The sequence below is a fragment of the Streptosporangium longisporum genome (assembly GCF_039534895.1).
In the GTDB taxonomy this organism is placed as follows: domain Bacteria; phylum Actinomycetota; class Actinomycetes; order Streptosporangiales; family Streptosporangiaceae; genus Streptosporangium; species Streptosporangium longisporum.
Genome location: NZ_BAAAWD010000006.1, coordinates 1909235 through 1923214, shown reverse-complemented (window position 1 = coordinate 1923214; position 13980 = coordinate 1909235). Strand labels below are relative to the sequence as shown.

Sequence of the window (13980 nt, the reverse complement as noted above, 5' to 3'; positions counted from 1 at the left end):
GCGCATGTCGCGACGCCGCTCGACCCTGCTCGTCCACCTGCTGTCGGCCGTGACCGTCACGGCCCTGGCCACCACCGTCCTCGCCGGGCCCGCCGAGGCCGCCCCGGCCGCGGCTCCCCTCGCCGCTCCCGCCACGGCCTCCCTCGCGGCCCCCGCCACGGTCAGGGCCGGCGCGCCCGTGGCCACGACCGGGTTCCGGTTCGTCGACGTCCCCGGCGCCGGCGTCACCCTCAAGGCCAACGTCATCGCCCCGGCCGCCGCCGGGCGGTACCCGGCCGTCATCCTCCCGTCCAGCTGGGGACTGAACGACCTGGAGTACCTGGCCCAGGCCAAGGCGCTGGCCGGACGCGGCTACGTCGTCGTCTCGTACACGCCCCGGGGGTGGTGGGCCTCCGGAGGGGAGATCGACACCGCCGGTCCCCGGGACATGGCCGACCTGTCCAGGGTCGTCGACTGGACGATCGCCCAGACCGCGGCCGACCCGGCCCGCATCGGCGCGGCCGGCATCTCCTACGGCGCCGGTCTCAGCCTGCTGGGTTCGGCCTTCGACCGGCGGATCCGGGCCGTCGCCGTGATGAGCGGCTGGACCGACCTGGTCCACTCCCTCTACGGCGACTCCACCCGCCACCGGCAGTCGTCCGGGCTGCTCCAGCTCTCCGCGGACCTGCTGGGCAACGCCGGTCCGGAGCTGACCGAGAGGCTCGGCGACTTCGCCGCAGGCCGCGACCTGGACGAGATCGTCGCGTGGGCGAACGTCCGCTCCCCGGCGACGTACCTCGACGCCATCAACGCCAACCGGCCCGCGGTGCTCATCGCGAACGCCTGGAACGACTCGTTCTTCCCGCCCAACCAGCTCGTGGACTTCTACGCGCGGCTGACCACCCCCAAGCGCCTGGAGCTGCGGCCCGGTGACCACGCGATCGCCGAGTTCACCGGCGTGCTGGGCCTGGAGAACGACGTCTGGACCGGCGTGTACCGCTGGTTCGACCAGCACCTGGCCGGCATCGACACGGGCATCGGCGGGGAGCCGCCGGTCCTGGTGAAGCCGCACAACGCCGCCCGCGAGGGGTACGCCGACTGGTCCGCGCTCACCTCCGCGACCCGCCGGTACGGGCTGGGGCAGATCCGCAGGCTGGACCGCACCGGCCTGCTCGGCGGGGAGCCGCAGGCCGGCTGGAGCAAGAGCCTTCCCACCGACCTCGACACCACGGCGAACGGCGGCCAGGTGCTCATCTCCAACGGCATCGCCGCGTTCACCGGCAGGCGTCCGCAGATCTGGCTGCCCACCGTGGACCGGGGCCGGGCCGGGGTGTGGGCGTCGGAACGGCCGTCCACGGCGCAGCGGATCCGCGGCATCCCGACGCTGCACCTGGAGCTGGGCGACACCGCGGCCCGCGGCACCGTCATGGCGTACCTGTACGACCTCGACGCGCTCGGCAACGCCCAGCTCATCACCCACGCCCCGGTGAGCTGGCTGGGCACCGAGGGCGGTGACCGCGCCGTCGACGTCCGCCTGCCCGCGACCGCCTACGACCTTCCCGCGGGGCACTCCCTGACCCTGGCCGTCGACACCGTCGACCCGCTGTACTACGACGAGAACGCGCCGGGCGGCACGGTCACCGTCAAGGGCGGGTCCTACCTCGACGTCCCGCTGAAGTAGACGCACGGGCCCGTCTGAAGTAGACGCACCGGCCCGTCGCCGGCGCCGCGCCCGTCACGGGCCGGTGCCGGCGACGTGTCACGCCCTCGCGCTCCCGGTGGCCGGTGGCAGGGCCGGCTCCGGATCGCGAGCCGCGCGGCCGTCGTCCCGGGCGTCCGTCCCGGACGCGGGCGCGTCGCCGAGGAACAGTCCGTCCAGCATCAGCTCGATCGACCGGTGGGCGGCGGCCTGCGCCGTGGCGACGTCCCCGTCGCCCCGCAGGACGCCCTCCACCATGCCGAACAGCAGCGCCAGGTCGTGGGCGCGCAGGTCGCCGCGCACCTCGCGGCGCTCCTGCGCGCGCCGCAGCGGCCCGGTCAGCGCGACGACGATCCTGCGCTCGTACCGCTCCCGCGTGCCGGTGTCCATGCGGTACGCGAGCGTCACCAGCGAGCGCATCCTGACCTGCGCGTACAGCACCTCTCTGAGCAGGTCCCTGAAGGGCGGCCACGGTCCCGGGCCGCCGGCGCAGTCCTCCAGCCGTGACAGCTCGGACGCGATCACCGCGTCGGCGAGCGCGGTGCGGTCCGGGAAGTGGCGGTACAGCGTGGCCTGGCCGACGCCCGCCCGCCGGGCGATCTCCGGCATCAGGCCGGGCGACCCCGGGGCGCACATCATGTCCGCCGCGGCCTGGATGATCGCCAGCCGGTTCCGCCGGGCGTCCTGGCGACGCGGCCCCCGCGCACCGTAGGGCATGACACACTCCTCGACCGCCGATGTTACCGACTGGTAAAGATGATGACACCGGCCCCGGGATCCGGCCACCTCTCCGGCCGGATCGGTATGCCGCGCGCACCCCGTCCGGGCTCGCCCCGGCTCGCTCCGGCCCGTCCCGGCCCGTCTTATCCCGTCCGGCATCGTCCCGGCCCGTCCGGGCTCGTCGCGGCCGGTCCGACGGGTCCCCGCGGGTCAGCGGGACGTGCCGCCGTCGACGCCGTAGATCGCGCTCAGCAGGGGCATGGTCAGGGCGGCCATCTCGGCCGGGGGCCGCGGGCACCCGCGCTGGAGCCAGTCGGCGACCACGCCGATGAGCGCCCCGGCGGTGAACGCGGCGGGGACGTCGTGCGGGATCTCCGGCGACGACCCGTCGCGCTCGGGAAGGTCGCCACCGGCGAGGGCCTGGCGCACGCGGTCGTGGACGCCCGCGGTGACGCGGCGGCGGATGTGGTCGGCGACGCGCGCGCTGCCCCGCGGTCCCAGCAGTCCGCGGTAGAGCCCGGAGTGCTCGGCGAGGCTGGCGAAGAACGCCTCCAGCGACCGGCTCGCGTCCCGCGTCACGTCCACCGTGCCGGGACCGGGGCCGGGCAGGGACCCGATCAGGTCGTCGATCATCGCGGTGCAGGCGGCCTCGGCCAGCTCGTGGACGTCCCGGTAGTGGTCGTAGAAGGTCGAGCGGCTCACCCCGGCGCGTTCGGCGACGTCCGCGACGCTGATCCGGGACAGGTCCCGCTCCTCGACCAGCCGGATGAGCGCGCGTTCCAGGGCCGCCTGGGTGCGGCGCACCCGCCGGTCACCCGAGGGGGCGCCGCCCGTCCTGGTCGTGGCCACGCCCTCACCCTACCTTCTCACTACATGTGTAGGCTTTCCTACACCTGTCGGTTAACCTGACGGCAGGACGAGCCAGGGAAGCGACGACATCCACGCCGCCCGTTCACGAGGAGACGCCGAATGAGCCCCAGCGAGCAGGTCCTGAGCTACCCGATCCTCGGTGACGCGGCCCTGGAGCCGCCCGCCGAGTGGGCGGAGCTGCGCCGGCGGTGCCCGGTCGCCCCCGTGACGCTGCCCAGCGGCGACCGGGCGACGTTGCTGACCCGCCACGAGGACGTCAAGCGGGTGCTCGCCGACCCGCGCCTCACCCGCCAGCTCAACGCACCCGACGCGGCCCGGCTGTCGGCGGACGGGGGCGGGGTCTTCAGCAGCGAGATGGCGCAGATCATCCCCGACGGGGGCGAGGAGCACCTGCACTGGCGGCGCCTGGTCGGCAGATGGTTCACCGCCAAGCGGATGGCCGCCCTGCGGCCCGCGATGACGGAGATCGCCGACCGGCTCGTCGACGACATGGTCGCGCGGGGCCGGTCCGGTGACCTGCGGGCCGGGCTGGGCTTCCCGCTGCCGGTGTACGTCATCTGCGACATGCTCGGCGTGCCCGCGGCCGACCGGGACCGGTTCGCCTACTGGTCCGACACCCTGCTCAACCTCACCCGCTACGGCCAGGCCGAGATCGAGGCCGCCCAGGTCGAGTTCTTCGAGTACATGGCCGGCCACGTCGCCGCCAAGCGCGCAGAGCCGGGCGAGGACCTGCTGAGCGAGCTGATCGCGGTCGGCGGCCCCGAGGACGGCGGGCTGTCGGACATGCAGATCCTGGTCACCGGCATGGCGCTGCTGGTCGCCGGGCACGAGACCACCGCCAACATGATCGGCAAGATGGTCTGCATGCTGCTGGCCGACCGCGGCCGGTGGGAGCGGCTGCTGGCCGACCCGTCGCTGGTGCGCACGGCGGTGGAGGAGTCCCTGCGGTTCGACGCCAACGCGGGCATCGGCCTGCCGCGCTACCTGCCCGAGGAGATCGAGGCCGCCGGGACGGTCCTGCCCCGCGGTACCACCCTGATCTGCAGCATGGCCGCGGCCAACCGCGACGAGGACGTCTTCGACGCCGCCGACGAGATGGACCTCGGCCGCAGCCCGAACCCGCACCTGGCCTTCGGCACCGGCGCCCACTCCTGCCTGGGTCAGGCCCTGGCCCGTACCGAGCTGCAGGTCGTGCTGGAGGTGCTGCTGCGCAGGCTCCCCTCCCTGGAGCTGGACGTGCCCGCGCAGGAGCTGGAGCGCGTGGAGGGCCTGGCCGTCGGCGGCCTGCGCACGGTCCCGGTCCGCTGGTGAGCGGGCACCGGCCGGGGCGTCGCGGACGTCACGCGCCGGGAAGCCGGGCCTCCAGGCCGTCGAGGAGGGCTTCGAGGCCGTACTCGAAGGTGCGGTCGGGGGCGGCGGCGTAGTCCAGGGCGGGCGGCGTCTCCAGGCGGGCGCGCAGCCGGGGGAACCCCATGGCGACCTCGCCCGCCCTGGCGACGGTGTCCTGGATCAGCGCCTCGGCGTCCGCGCCGTTCCGGCCGAGCCGCCGCCTCAGGGACACCGTGGCCGACGCGCCGAGGACGGCGCCCATGACGAAGGTGAAGACGGTGGCCGCGGCACGGTCGGCCTGCGTGCCGGTGAAGCCGGCCGCCTCGTAGACGGCCAGGCTGTGGTCGTCGTGACGCGCCTTGCCCGGCCCGTAGAACAGGTGGGAGCCGAAGGCCTGGACGAGCCACGGGTGCCGTCCGAGCATCGCGTGCAGGCCGGTCGCCATCGTCGTGGCCGCGGCGCGCCAGCCGGCCGCCCCGGGGTCGGGCAGCCCGATCTCGTCCCAGACACGGTCGCCCGCGAGCAGGAGCAGGTCGTCCTTGTTCTTGACGTGCCAGTAGACGGCCGTCGCCGCGGCGCCGAGCCGCTTTCCCAGGGCACGCATGTTCAGGCCGTCCAGGCCCTCCTCGTCGAGGAGCTCGATCGCGGTCCGGATGATCTGTTCCTTGGTCAGCGTGTCGCGCGGCATGCGCTCACGATAGGGCACCCGAGCTGAATTGAACAAAGTTCAAGAACACTGTTGAACTTAGTTCAGGTGATGGGTTACGTTCTCCTTGAACTTAGTGCAAGTCGATTGCGGCGCCACCGGGCGCCCCGCCGAAGGAGACCTCCCGTGAACGCTTTCATCGCCGTCATGCAGCTGCTCGTCGCCGCGGCCTTCCTGAGCATCCCGCTGGTGCGCCACCGCTACGGGGCCACCGCGACGGCCGGCGCGCAGGCGGAACTGGAGCGCCAGGGGGTACGGCCCACCGTCCTGGCCGAGCACGGGATGAGGTTCGACGCCGGCGGCCACGAGACGGCGGTCCCGGCGACGGTCGCCGCGGTGATGACGGCGCTGGCCGTGCTCAACCTGGCCGGGAGCGGCCACGCCCCTCTCCTGAACGTGATCCTCCAGTCGATCGTCCTGGCCGGGAGCTGCCTCATCCTGTACAGCCAGGTGACGGCCACCCGGTCGGTACAGGCCGCCTTCCGGCGCAAGGGCGACCCGATGCTCGCCCGTATCGACGTCCCCGCCCTGCTCAAGGCGGCCAAGGACGGTTTCCCGGCCTGGACGTGGACCCTGCAGAAGGTGCGGCACGTGGTGGCGTTCGGCGCCTCGATCCTCGTGCTGGTCGCGGTGTTCGCCGCCTGACGGGCGAGCGACCCGCTCCCGCCGCCCCTGTCGCCCCTGTCGTCCTTGTCGCTCCCGCCGCACCGTCACCGGTGCGGCCCATCCCCCTGGAGACCCGCCGTGCCGCCCTCCGTCGCCATCGCCGTCACGCTGCAGTTCCTGCTCGCCGCGACCTTCGTCGTCATCCCGGTCACCGCCGGGATCACCGGGGGCAGGGCCCAGCGGGCGGCCGAGGCGGAGCTGACCGGGCAGGGACACCCGGCCGCACTGCTCGCCCGGCACGGGATCAGGTTCGAGGAGAAGCCCTGGGAGTTCGCGCTCGCCCTGGGCATCGCCGCGTGCCTGGCGATCCCGGCCTGGCTCAACCTCACCGCGAACGGGACCGGCCGCGTCCTGTCGTGGATCGTCGAACCGCTCGTCCTGCTCGCCGTCGGCTCCGTCACCGCCGGACAGGTGTTCGCCGTCCGCTACACCGAGGCCGCGCTCGCCAGGTCCGGCGACCCCGCCGCCCGGGACGTCGACGCGCGAGCCGTGATCGCCGCCGCGAACACCGGATTCCCCTCCTGGCTGCGCCCCCTCGTCCTGGCGCGCTTCGCGCTCACGACCGCGGGCTCGCTCCTGGTCATCGTCCTGCTGGCGACCCCCGAGGCCGGCGCGTACTTCCGCTGACCGGTGCGCGTCCCTTCGGTGACACACGTGACGCCATCGTGACGTCACCGCGCCTCGCACTCCGGGGCCGCGTTTCCCGAGGTGAACGCGGCACGACATGCCCTCGCGCGGAGAAACGCACTCCGGCGAGAAGGGCGACGACCGGTGTGACGCCAGAAAAAATCGTCCACGGCTTGAAATGACGTCACGATGGCGCCATAGTGGCGTCATGGACCTCACACCCTATGTCGACACCCTCCGCCGCGATCTGGCGGTCGCCGCGGAGGCGGGCGGCCCGGACGCCCGCGCGCTCGCCGAGCGCCTCGTCGCACCGCTCGAATCGTCCGTCCGGCTCGCGCTGCTGGAGGCCCTGTCGGCCGCCGCGGGAGAGATCACCCGCGACCTCGCGCCGGGCTCGGTCGACGTACGGCTGCGCGGGCGCGATCTCGACTTCCTCGTGACCCCCCCTGCGGCCGACCGGGCTCCGGAGGAGCCGCGCGCGGGCAGCCTCAGGAGCGCGCTGGCCGGTGCGGTGGAGGTCGCGATGGGCGTCCGGGCACCCGTCCCGGAGGAACCGGCCGAGAGCGACGAGGGCGGCACGTCCCGGATCTCGCTCCGCGTCCCCGACCACCTCAAGCCGCGCATCGAGCGGGCGGCCGGGCGGGAGGGGCTCTCGATCAACGCCTGGCTCGTCCGCGCCGTGTCCGCGGCGCTCGAACCCGGTGACGCGGGCCGCCGCTCCGGCCAGGCCGACGATCCGGGAACCGGCCGGCACTACACCGGCTGGGTACGCTGACGCGATCCGCGCACCCCGCCGGCCCGTCCACGCCGGCCCGTCCCCGCTCATCGCCCGTCCCCGCCGCCGGGACACCCACCACCGTTCACCGTGAGGGCACCGCCATGCCGACTTTCGACACCCCGGAACCGATCCACGCCGTCATCGAGCTCATGACCGCCGACGTCCGGATCCACGCCGGCGACCGCACCGACACGGTCGTGGAGATACGCCCGAAGGACGGTCTCGACGACGCCGACGCGCAGGGCGCCGAACAGATCCGGGTGGAGTACTCCCGGGGCCGGCTGCTGGTGAAGGCGCCCGCCCCCACGCTCCGCTCGTGGTTCCGGTGGGGCGGTTCGGTCGAGGTGACGGTCGAGCTTCCTGAGGGCTCCCGCGTCGACGCGAAGACGACCGGGGACTTCCACTGCGAGGGCCGCCTCGGGGACTCCCGGTTCGAGACGGCCGACGGCGACATCTGGCTCGACCGCACGGGCAGGCTGCGGCTGAACACCGCCAACGGCGACGTCACGGTGATCCGGTCGGCCGGGCACACCGACGTCACCACGGCCAACGGCGAGATCCGGATCCACGAGATCGACGGCGCGGCGGTGATCAGGACCGCCAACGGCTCCATCACCCTCGGCGAGGTCACCGGCGACCTGCGGCTGAAGACGGCGTACGGGGACATCACCGTCGACCGCGCGCTGGCGGGCGTCGACGCCAGGACCGCGACCGGCAACGTCCGGGTCGGCGGGGTCACGCGCGGCCCGATCGTCCTGGAGACCACCTCCGGCGAGATCGAGGCCGGCATCCGCGAGGGCACCGCCGTCCTGCTGGACGCGAGGACCGACCACGGCACCGTGAACGTCCTGCTGGACCCCAGCGACGGGCCCCGGCGGGGCGACGAGACCGCCCAGCTGCGCGCCCGCACCTCCAACGGCGACATCGTGATCCGCCGTACCCCCGGCTGACCTCCCCATCGGGTCACCCGGCCCACCGACTTCCGACACAGGAGAAGCCATGCCCCCCGCGATAACGGCCGAAGGCCTCGTCAAGAAGTACGGCGACGTGGTCGCCCTCGACCGGCTGGACCTGTCCGTCCCCGAAGGCACGGTGTTCGGGCTGCTCGGGCCGAACGGCGCCGGCAAGACCACCACGGTACGGATCCTGACCACGCTGCTGAGGCCGGACGCCGGCCGTGCCACGGTCGCGGGGTTCGACGTCGTCCGCGACGCCCAGCGGCTGCGCTCCCACATCGGGGTCTCCGGGCAGTACGCCGCCGTCGACGACCACCTCACCGGCGCCGAGAACCTGGAGATGGTGGGACGGCTCTACCACCTGGGCACCGGGCGCAGCAGGGAGCGCGCACGCGAGCTGCTGGAGCGCTTCGACCTGGCCGGGGCCGCGGACCGTCCCGTACAGGGCTACTCCGGTGGCATGCGACGGCGGCTCGACCTCGCCGGGGCCCTGGTCGCCGACCCGCCGGTGCTGTTCCTCGACGAGCCCACCACCGGCCTGGACCCCCGGGCCCGCGCGGCGCTGTGGGACGTCCTGTCCGAGCTCGTCGCCGCCGGCACGACGCTGCTGCTCACCACCCAGTACATGGAGGAGGCCGACCGGCTGGCCGACCGGCTCGCGGTGATCGACCACGGCCGCGTCATCGCGCTCGGCACGCCCGACGAGCTCAAGGACCGGGTCGGCGGCGACCGGATCGCGCTGACCGTGACGTGCCCGGAGGACCTGGAGAACGCCCGGCGGACGCTGGCGCCCCTGGCCGTGGGAGAGACACAGGTCGACGCCGCCACGCTCCAGGTGATCGTCCCGGTGGCCCACGGCGCCGCGTCGCTCGCCGACGCCCTGACCAGGCTGGCCACCGAGCGGGTCGCCGTGAAGGACGCCGGCCTGCGGCGGCCGACCCTCGACGACGTGTTCCTGACCCTCACCGGGCACGAGACGACGAAGAACGCGAAGGAGCACGGCCGATGAACGTCCTGCAGGTGGCGATCGCCGACGGAATGACGATCACCAAGCGCAACGCCCTCAAGATCAAACGCGCTCCCGACCTGCTCGGGGGCGTGATCACCCTCCCGATCGTGTTCGTGCTGCTGTTCGCCTACGTCTTCGGCAGCATGATCGACATACCGGGTATGTCCTACCAGGAGTACATGATCCCCGGGATCTTCGTGCAGACGATCGTCACGAGCGCGCAGATCACCGGGTACACCCTGACCCACGACCTGCAGAAGGGCATCTTCGACAGGTTCCGCACGCTGCCCATGGCGCCGTCGGCGGTGCTGATCGGCCAGACCGTCTCCGACGTGCTGATGAACGTGAGCAGCATCGTCGCGATGTCGGTGATGGGACTGGTCGTCGGATGGCGGATCCACTCCTCACCGCAGGAGGCCGTCCTGGGCTTCGCGATGCTGCTGCTGTTCTCCTACGCGTTCTCCTGGGTGACGGCGACGGTCGCGCTGGCCCTGCGCACCCCCGAGACGTTCAACAACATCGCCACCGTCGTGTCGATGCCGCTGGTCTTCCTCTCCAACGCCTTCGTCGACAGCGCGCGGCTGCCCGGGCCGCTGAAGGTGATCGCCGAGTGGAACCCCGTCTCCACGATCGTCCAGGCGGCGCGCGAGCTCTTCGGCAACACCGGCCCCGGCCTCCCGGTCCCCGACGCGTGGCCGCTCCGGCACGCCGTCCCGGCGTCGCTGCTCTGGTCGGCGCTGCTGCTGATCGTGTTCGTCCCGCTGGCCACGCGGCTCTACAAGAGGGCGGTCAGCCAGTGACGACTCCGGGGAACGACGGTCCGCGCCTGTCCGACGAGGACCGCGACAGGATCGTCCAGCGGCTCCAGCACGCGTTCGCCGAGGGGCGGCTGAGCCCCGAGGAGCTGGACGAGCGCCTCGAACGGGCCCTCACCGCCATCTCCGGCGGTGACCTGATGCCGGTGACCGCCGGTCTGCCCGACCCCGTCGTGGAGGACGTGGTCCAGCTGAGGTCCACGGGCGGGCGCATCAAGCGGACGGGCGAGTGGCGGGTCCCCCGGCGGCTGCGGGTCGAGTCGGAGTACGGGGGCGTGGTGCTCGACCTGTCCCAGGCCGTCGTCGACCACCCGCGGATCGAGATCGACCTCCGGCTCGCGTACGGCTCGGCCACGATCGTCCTGCCGCCCGGCGCGACCGCGGACGTGGACGGGGTGGCGACCGAGTGGGGCGGCGTGACGTGCAAGGTGCCGGCGCGTGCGCACCCCGGCAGGCCGCACGTCCAGGTCACCGGCGAGCTGGCCTACGGCAGCGTACGCGTCCGGTACCCGCGCCCGTGGTCCTGACCGGACGCGTCCGTCATCCCCGGTCCCGACCGGACGCGTCCGTCACCCGTGGTCCCGGCCCCGTGCGCGTCCGTCATCCCCGGCCCCGGCCCGTGCGCGTCCGTCACCCGTGGTCCCGGTTCCCCGCCCGGGCGGGGAACCGGGACCCGGCCCGTCCCGGAGCCGGGGAGGGCTCAGCGCCGGCCGCGGAAGGTGCGGCGCAGGTCGTCGACCCAGGCGCCGGGGATCTCCCAGGGGATGAAGTGGCCGCCGTCCTCGTGGGCGGTGAGGTTGACGTGGTGGTACCAGGCGGCGCGGTCACCGGAGAGCCAGCTCTGGATCCGCTGCTCGGCGGTGGTGACGCCCGGCGGGTTCTCGTGGCCGACGAAGGTGATGCCCGTGGGGGCCTCGACGACCGGCCACCGGTCGTGGGAGGGGGTCCAGGGGTAGCGGTTGGCGTTGGCGTAGTAGCGCATCGAGGTGCCGGCGGCGTTGTTCACCCAGAAGATCATGGCGTGGGTGAGCAGGTCGTCCTTGGAGAAGACGTTCTCCACGTCGCCGCGGTTGTCGCTCCAGCGGTCCCAGCGCTCCAGGAGCCAGGCGAGCAGGCCGACCGGTGAGTCGGTGAGCCCGTAGGCGAGGGTGTCGGGGTCGAGGACCTGGGCGGCCAGGTGGACGGCGAAGCGCCGCTCCAGGGAGACGAGCCGGCGACGCGCGGGCTCGGGCAGGTCGTCGGGGATCGGCCGCCCGCCGCTGAGGTCCCAGGCCCGGTCGCCGTTGAACATGGTGAGCTTCTGGCCGGAGCCGATGTGCACGGCGTGCAGCGCGTCGGCGTACCGGTGGCCGAGCTGGCCGGTGACCAGGGCGCCGATGTCGCACCCCGCGGCGGCGTACCTCCGGTGGCCGAGGACGTCGGTCATCAGGGTGTGCCAGAGGTCGGCCACCTTCCAGAAGTTCATGTCGTGGTGGTCCCGCAGCGGGGTGGAGAAGCCGAAGCCGGGCAGCGAGGGGACGATGACGTCGAACGCGTCGGCCGGGTCGCCGCCGAAGGCCGCCGGGTCGGCGAGGGGGTCGACGACCTTCGACCAGTGCCAGAACGTCCACGGCCAGCCGTGCGTGAGGATCAGCGGTACGGGGTCGGGCCCGGCCCCTGGCCTGCGCATGAAGTGGACCGGGACGCCCTGGACGTCCACCCGGTAGTGCTCGTAGGCGTTGATCGCGGCCTCGGCCTGGCGCCAGTCGTAGCGGTAGAGCCAGTGGTCGGCGAGGTCCCGCAGGTAGGCGCGGTCGACGCCGTAGCTCCCGTCGTGATCGCCCGCCCCGCCGTGACCGCCCGCCCCGTCGGGCCACTCGGGCCATCGCGTGAGGCGCAGCCGCGTTCTGAGGTCGTCCAGCACGGCGTCGGGGACGTGAACGGGCGTGGGGTGCAGGGGAGGGCGTGCCGTGGCCGTCATGGGGTTCCTTTCGAGGTCGCGAGGGGACCGGCCCGGGTCAGCGCTCGTCGTCCATGAGCGCGGCCATCCGTGCCAGCGCGGGCAGGGCGGCGCCGATGGCGTGCCGTTCCTCGGGGGTCAGGGTCTCGGCCAGCCGCGCGAGCCGGTCGACGCGGTCCCGGCGCCGGGTGTGGACGATCCGCGCACCGGCCGGGGTGACCTGCACGAGCACCGCGCGGCGGTCGTCGGGGTCGGGACGGCGCTCCACCAGCCCGTCGCGTTCCAGCCGGTCGACGAGCTGGGTGACGGCGGGCTGGGTGATCTGCTCGGTCGTCGTCAGCGCGGTCAGCCGCATCGGGCCCCGGTGGGTCAGCGTGTGCAGGACCGACAGCGTGGTGAAGGTGTGCCTCTCCGCCGAGGGGAGCCGGATGAAGCTCCGGATGAACTCCTCCAGCACGGTGGCGAGGTCGTCGGCGTCGAGCTCCTGCCGTCTCCGCGGTGTCATGGGCCGAATGTATCACCGATTTATATAAGTTGCTTATGTGAGATGGTGATACGCGGACGGGCCGGGAGTGCCGTGCGGCCTCACCCGTACCTGTGGACGTCTTGACCATCGTGAGTTACTTTTCCCGACATGAGGCTTAGATCGTTCATGCGCTCGTTGTCGGTTCTGTCGGCACTCTCGGCGGTGTCGGTGTCCTCGGTGCTCTGCACGGCCGCCGCGACCCTGCCCGCCGTCGCGGAGACCGGCGCGAGGACCGGCACCGGGGCCGGGGCCGGGGCGGAAGCTGGGGCCGGGGCCGGGGCGGAAGCTGGTGCGGGGGTCGGCGCGGGGGTCGGCGGGGAGACCGGCGCCTCGGCGTTTCCGCGGCTCGGCTGGGACGTGAAGCAGACCGGCGTGACCTCCCGCCTGCGCGGCCTGTCCCCCGTCAGCCGTGACGTCGTCTGGGCCTCGGGCAGCGAGGGCACGGTCCTGCGCACCGCCGACGGCGGGCGGAGCTGGTCGGACGTCGGCCCGCCCGGCACCGAGGCCCTGCAGTTCCGCGACGTCGAGGCCCTCGGCCCGCGTGAGGCGGTGGTGCTGTCCATCGGCGAGGGCGCCGACTCCCGCGTCTACCGCACCGACGACGCCGGACGGACCTGGGCGGAGACGTTCCGCAACGACGAGCCCCGCGCCTTCTACGACTGCATGGCCTTCTTCGACCGCGAGCACGGGCTGGCGATGAGCGACCCGGTGGACGGGAGGTTCCGCATCCTGTCCACCGGCGACGGCGGCCGGAGCTGGCGCGTGCTGCCCTCCGACGGGATGCCCGCGGCGCTGCCGGGCGAGGCCGGGTTCGCCGCGAGCGGCCAGTGCCTGACCACCTCCGGGGAACGCGACGTCTGGCTCGCCACCGGCGGCGCCGACCGCTCCCGGGTGTTCCACTCCCGCGACCGCGGCCTGACCTGGACGGTGAGCGACACCCCGATCCCGGCCGCCGACCCCGCCCGCGGCGTCTTCGCCCTCGCCTTCCGCGGTCCCCGCCACGGGATCGCGGTGGGCGGCGACTACCGGCCCGACCAGCAGTCCCCGATGGCCGCGGCGCTGACCCGGGACGGCGGGCGGACCTGGCGGCCGGCCGCCTCGGCGCCCCCCGCCTACCGGTCGGGGGTGACCTGGCTTCCGTTCCCGCCGTTCGCGGCCGTCGCGGTGGGCCCGTCCGGCAGCGACGTGACGCTCACCTCGGGACGGACGTGGACGACCTTCGACACGGGCTCGTTCGACACCGTCTCGTGCACGCTGCGCGCGGGCTGCTGGGCGTCGGGAGAGCAGGGCAGGGTGGCCCGCCTGCGGCTGGGCTGATCCCGCCCCGCTCCCCCGCCGTCCCCACCGGCCCCGCCGTCCCC

At 73.5% G+C, this 13980-nt stretch carries 15 protein-coding genes; 10 read left to right on the top strand and 5 right to left on the bottom strand.

What is annotated here, in order from left to right:
- The first annotated feature begins 4 nt into the window (after positions 1 to 4).
- Entirely contained in the window at positions 5 to 1660 is a 1656-nt protein-coding gene (locus ABD832_RS12940; protein WP_344893268.1) for a CocE/NonD family hydrolase, read from the top strand.
- 78 nt (positions 1661 to 1738) lie between these two features.
- Here the strand turns inward: ABD832_RS12940 and ABD832_RS12935 are convergent, their stop codons facing one another.
- Positions 1739 to 2395, bottom strand: a complete 657-nt coding sequence (locus tag ABD832_RS12935; RefSeq protein WP_344893265.1) for a TetR/AcrR family transcriptional regulator — start codon at positions 2393 to 2395, stop codon at positions 1739 to 1741.
- Positions 2396 to 2608: 213 nt separating this feature from the next.
- On the bottom strand, positions 2609 to 3247 hold the full coding sequence (locus tag ABD832_RS12930) for a TetR/AcrR family transcriptional regulator (protein WP_344893262.1): 639 nt from the start codon (positions 3245 to 3247) through the stop codon (positions 2609 to 2611).
- Positions 3248 to 3367: 120 nt separating this feature from the next.
- Between ABD832_RS12930 and ABD832_RS12925 the strand changes: the two genes are divergently transcribed.
- Complete coding sequence (locus tag ABD832_RS12925; protein WP_344893259.1) at positions 3368 to 4579, top strand: cytochrome P450; 1212 nt, start codon at positions 3368 to 3370, stop codon at positions 4577 to 4579.
- Between the two features lie 28 nt (positions 4580 to 4607).
- On the opposite strand, the gene ABD832_RS12920 is transcribed toward ABD832_RS12925, so the two are convergent.
- On the bottom strand, positions 4608 to 5285 hold the full coding sequence (locus ABD832_RS12920) for a TetR/AcrR family transcriptional regulator C-terminal domain-containing protein (RefSeq protein ID WP_344893256.1): 678 nt from the start codon (positions 5283 to 5285) through the stop codon (positions 4608 to 4610).
- A 144-nt stretch (positions 5286 to 5429) separates the two neighbouring features.
- Here ABD832_RS12920 and ABD832_RS12915 point away from each other — a divergent pair, with 144 nt between their 5' ends.
- From ABD832_RS12915 to ABD832_RS12885, 7 genes are all read left to right on the top strand, one after another.
- Positions 5430 to 5948, top strand: coding sequence for a hypothetical protein (locus ABD832_RS12915; protein ID WP_344893253.1), 519 nt, complete (start codon positions 5430 to 5432; stop codon positions 5946 to 5948).
- Between the two features lie 99 nt (positions 5949 to 6047).
- On the top strand, positions 6048 to 6596 hold the full coding sequence (locus ABD832_RS12910) for a hypothetical protein (protein WP_344893250.1): 549 nt from the start codon (positions 6048 to 6050) through the stop codon (positions 6594 to 6596).
- A 208-nt stretch (positions 6597 to 6804) separates the two neighbouring features.
- Positions 6805 to 7371 carry a hypothetical protein gene (locus tag ABD832_RS12905; RefSeq protein ID WP_344893247.1) on the top strand — a complete coding sequence of 189 codons (567 nt, stop codon included), beginning with the start codon at positions 6805 to 6807 and terminating at the stop codon, positions 7369 to 7371.
- 104 nt (positions 7372 to 7475) lie between these two features.
- Positions 7476 to 8324 carry a DUF4097 family beta strand repeat-containing protein gene (locus ABD832_RS12900; protein ID WP_344893244.1) on the top strand — a complete coding sequence of 283 codons (849 nt, stop codon included), beginning with the start codon at positions 7476 to 7478 and terminating at the stop codon, positions 8322 to 8324.
- A 49-nt stretch (positions 8325 to 8373) separates the two neighbouring features.
- Complete coding sequence (locus ABD832_RS12895; RefSeq protein ID WP_344893241.1) at positions 8374 to 9339, top strand: ATP-binding cassette domain-containing protein; 966 nt, start codon at positions 8374 to 8376, stop codon at positions 9337 to 9339.
- On the top strand, positions 9336 to 10139 hold the full coding sequence (locus tag ABD832_RS12890; protein WP_344893238.1) for an ABC transporter permease: 804 nt from the start codon (positions 9336 to 9338) through the stop codon (positions 10137 to 10139). The genes ABD832_RS12895 and ABD832_RS12890 overlap by 4 nt, the downstream gene beginning before the upstream one ends.
- A complete protein-coding gene (locus ABD832_RS12885; RefSeq protein ID WP_344893235.1) occupies positions 10136 to 10681 on the top strand; it encodes a DUF1707 SHOCT-like domain-containing protein in 546 nt (181 codons plus the stop codon). Before ABD832_RS12890 ends, ABD832_RS12885 begins: the two co-directional genes overlap by 4 nt.
- Positions 10682 to 10854: 173 nt before the next feature.
- Here the strand turns inward: ABD832_RS12885 and ABD832_RS12880 are convergent, their stop codons facing one another.
- Both ABD832_RS12880 and ABD832_RS12875 read right to left on the bottom strand, forming a co-directional pair.
- Positions 10855 to 12114 (bottom strand): epoxide hydrolase family protein, encoded by a 1260-nt coding sequence (locus tag ABD832_RS12880; protein WP_344893232.1) that lies wholly within the window; start codon positions 12112 to 12114, stop codon positions 10855 to 10857.
- 37 nt (positions 12115 to 12151) lie between these two features.
- Positions 12152 to 12598 (bottom strand): MarR family winged helix-turn-helix transcriptional regulator, encoded by a 447-nt coding sequence (locus ABD832_RS12875; protein ID WP_344893229.1) that lies wholly within the window; start codon positions 12596 to 12598, stop codon positions 12152 to 12154.
- A 129-nt stretch (positions 12599 to 12727) separates the two neighbouring features.
- On the opposite strand from ABD832_RS12875, the gene ABD832_RS12870 reads away from it, so the two are divergent.
- The gene (locus ABD832_RS12870) at positions 12728 to 13936 is read left to right on the top strand and encodes a WD40/YVTN/BNR-like repeat-containing protein (RefSeq protein WP_344893226.1); all 1209 of its coding nucleotides are present in this window, start codon (positions 12728 to 12730) and stop codon (positions 13934 to 13936) included.
- Positions 13937 to 13980: the final 44 nt, after the last annotated feature.